2 protein-coding genes and 1 pseudogene are annotated in these 3,718 nt (G+C 52.2%); all 3 read right to left on the bottom strand.

All coding sequences use genetic code 11. The features are described 5' to 3' along the window. Positions 1-2,445 (bottom strand): hypothetical protein (locus ACO6VE_RS24035; protein WP_422463997.1); only part of this gene is annotated, 2,445 nt, incomplete at its 3' end. Between the two features lie 578 nt (positions 2,446-3,023). After that, a pseudogene (locus ACO6VE_RS24030) lies at positions 3,024-3,266 on the bottom strand (IS1 family transposase); the annotation flags it as partial. A gap of 73 nt (positions 3,267-3,339) precedes the next feature. After that, positions 3,340-3,573, bottom strand: a complete 234-nt coding sequence (locus ACO6VE_RS24025) for an IS1-like element transposase (RefSeq protein ID WP_422448627.1) — start codon at positions 3,571-3,573, stop codon at positions 3,340-3,342. Positions 3,574-3,718: the final 145 nt, after the last annotated feature.

Below are 3,718 nucleotides of genomic sequence, written 5' to 3'. Positions count from 1 at the left end.
CGTTGCCCGGGACACCAGCAGCCCGGCCAGAGCCAGACTGTCGTTGACGCTGTGCGCCACCGGCCTGACTCTGCTGGCCACCCTGTCATCGCCACCATTGGCCGACTCCTGTCGGTGATGGCTTTGCCCGGCAGTGACCTCCGGTGCTGCTTCCTCCGGTTGGTTAGCCGTGGCTCTGCCGGTCAGCCAGGACAGGCCACCACGCAGCGCCGACAACAGCCCCCCGTGGCGGGCGGCTCCGGCAGTGGCCGGGGCACGGTGGTCATTGACAATAGCTGGCTCATCCCGGGGAGGTGCCGACTTGCCGACAGGCTTGCCGGAGAGATGGCTGTCCAGCTGGCGACGTTTGCGCGAGTCACCATGGCACTGCGGGATCTCTCCTTCCAGGAAAACCTCCGCAAAGGCATCGGGCTCTTCGAATATATCGACAAAATCAGTGGGGAAACGCTCCCGGTTTTCCAGTCCCCCCAGATTGGCCAGGTAGTCGGCTTTCTCAATCTGGACGAGCTGGTTGACAGCGTTCATATCGCCACTAGCCACCACTGCGGGCGGCAAGGTGAACTCATCATCGGCGACGGTGGTATTGCCGATGATCTGCAACAGGTGACGATCAACCTGTGGCGGGCGCAGATCATTATCGTCGTCATGGTTATCCAGATAGTTCGCCAGCCCCTGGAGAACGTCCCGGAACGTTGTGGACAACCCGAACGTGGCACTGAACAAACCATTGACCGTGGCAACCATGCCCTGGGCGTTAAATCCCTGGAAAACCGGCGACTCTGCCGCCTCCTCCAGGGGGAACCCGGTGGCTTTGATCATATTGAAACGGGCTGCACCGTACTGTGAATACATGTTCAGGAACTGGTTGACCAGATCATCGATCATGGCCTCCCGGGTGGGATTCTCGCCGCTCGTATTTGGCCCCATGGTCAGGCTATGAGAGGCATCATACCGAATACACCGATCGACCCGGATGAGGAGCCTCTCGAACGTGCTCATGAGTGCCCGTTCTATAGTCTGCAGGCCCTGAGCACAGCACACCAGTCGTTCCAGCGACCATTGCTGGTATATCCAGCCATTGTGGATGAGGGTGTTATCACTCTCCTCGATGTCCTGCACTGCCCGGGTATTGGCCCTCTCGATATTGCTGATGCGCTGGCTAAAGGCATGGTAGGCCTGCGTGGCACGGTCGGCATACAGTTTCAGCAGTTTTTTCCCTGCTACAGTGATTCGGGGGGCCTGGTTTGCAGCCCGCTCCAGCAGTTCGCTCAGCGCCGAAGTGTCGGCCAGCCCCTGCTCGCTGGTCGGGCAGGGAAGCTGCTCGCCATACAATTGATTTTGCACATCAGTCGTATTGTCAAACACGTCTCTGAACATCGCGAAACGCTCATCCCTGAGTGGTCGCGTGTTACAGAAGTAGGCATCGCGCTCGGCCAGGATGATTTTATCGATCACCGCCACATCCCTGGGGTTCAGCATGGGTAGCGACAAGTTAAACTGATCGTTCCCTACCCGAACATTTCCCACTATCCTCTGCAATGCCGTATCAGGCTGCGGGGGGCGCATATCGTTGGCACCATCCCGGTGCCAGTGACCATCATGAGTCAGAGTGCTCTCAAGCGTCAGCAGCACCTTCCGGATGGGGTTTGACATCATCCTTCCCGATCTCCACGCCGATCTCACCAGCAACCCGGCAAGGGCCTCGACAATGGCCCCGGCATTGTACCCCCGGAAGCGATCATCCGCTGCCGCCTCGCCCCCGAATCCGGTGGCATTGACCATGTCATAACGGGCAGCGCTGTAGAGCCCATACAGGTTCCGGAACTGGTTGGCCAGATTATTGATGATTGGCGCTTCGGGCAAGAGCCTGATCGGTCCCGTATGGTTGGGTGACTCCTTCTTGTAGCTGAGGTACTGCTCCGCAGTACTGCTCATGTTAAGGAAGCTGTCCCGGAACTGCCTTTCCAGTGTCTCCAGCAAGTTGACGCAGCACACTTGTCGTTTTTGCGGCCAGGTAATTGAGTCTGAATCCACCGCTGGTATGGCTGCCATAATCTGCCGATTCTGCTGCTTTATGTCACCGGCCTGACGGTCATAACTGTCATAGATTGCCTTGGTCTGGTCGGAATACCCCTTCAGCAGTTTCCGCTGGGTCGGGGTGAAGTGCGGCGTATGAGAACCGGAAGGCAGCGGCGGCTGTCCAAGGTCCGCATACCGTTTCAACCGCTTTCTGTCCTGTGGACCAACCTGTTCCTGGAGGCTTTCAGTGCCTGGGGAGGAGGAGGTCGCAACCGGCTCGGCAGGCGTACTGGATACGGCCATATGCCGGGAGGTGTCGGTTTCAGCACCGTCGGTGGCAGACGGTGATGGGAGTGTTGCGGTGGAAGTGGTTTGTGCGGTAGACGACGAAGCTATTTTTAGCGATGTTGACGGTTCTTTCGTCATCTCTGATAAGCCTGCTGATGCCTCGGTGGTCTTAATCGACGAACTAATTTCCAGTGAGATCCGAGCCAAAGTGCTGGATGACGATGCCTGAGTGTCTGCCATTATTGCAGCTGTGCTTGAATGAATTGACTTTGTCCGACTAAACAAGTCTGAAGATCTGGCAGGCTGAATCAAATGGCTGGTTTGATCCTGGCTACTCAGTTTATTAAGGGTCGTCGTCCCTGTCTTTTTATTATTAGTCACCTGCCGTGAGTGAAACGCACTGGTTTTATCAGCACGATCAGGAACATCTATATCAGGAAAACCTGAATGGTGATTGGTTAGCTCAGTTGGTTTAATCGAAACTTGAACATGCATGGCTTAATTAACCCGTCAGTTGACTTATATTCTTTCAGATTTAGTGGAAAAATATCTAACTTTATGTAGTTTGCAAATATTTGAGAGAAAAAAAGTATACAGTCCAAGGGTGACAAATAAGGATTGTTGATTATTGTCGTTTTTAGTATTTGAGCGGCTGATTAATATTCAACCCCATCTTGAGACACAACGAGATACATCTTTTCTGTTATTTCTGTTATTTAATTTGAACGGGTGGTTTGACAATTTCGATGCCACTGATCACGCCTTGCTCCATGTCGATGCAATATCAGGAAAACCTTAGTATCAAACAGTTTATCCAGCTTAAACTGGTTTAAAATTCGTACGACGATATCATGCATTCTCTCTAATTTTGAAAAACATATTGTCTTTCTGGCTAAACGCTTGATCCAGGTTATGAAATTCAAAATTTTACGCTCTATTTTTTGAGCATTTTTCTTTCCAACTAAATGCGATGCGTATTTTCATCGAGATGACGCTCACAGGCTTCCCAATCATCCGTATAAAATGCCAGGATTAACTTGGAATAAGCCTTTTTCTTTTTTTAAATGTATTTATTACTGTTTTTTTATTGATTCCCAAAACCCTGCTTGTATCTCTAATACCACTTCCATTAATTGCCATTTCGGCAACCTGTTTTTTAATACCAGGCTCGTAAGCTTTATAGCGATATTCAGGTATAAAGGCTTTGGTTCCACATTCATCATTACAACAACGTGGAATACCTTCGTTAAACCGCAGTCTGAACAAACTCCTCCACTTCGGTTTGCAGCCGCGCCGCTATTTCCGCCTCTCGTTGCCCGGCAGGTACTGCCTTGCCATTCAGTGACCCCAAACTGCCCAGCGCCACCTGGGTAATGATCTCTTCTTGCAGGTCACTATCCAGTGTGTGGTT

Origin of the sequence: Endozoicomonas sp. ALB115, assembly GCF_049310245.1 — a bacterium.
Lineage (GTDB): Bacteria > Pseudomonadota > Gammaproteobacteria > Pseudomonadales > Endozoicomonadaceae > Endozoicomonas.
This window is presented reverse-complemented; position numbering and strand designations above follow the sequence as displayed.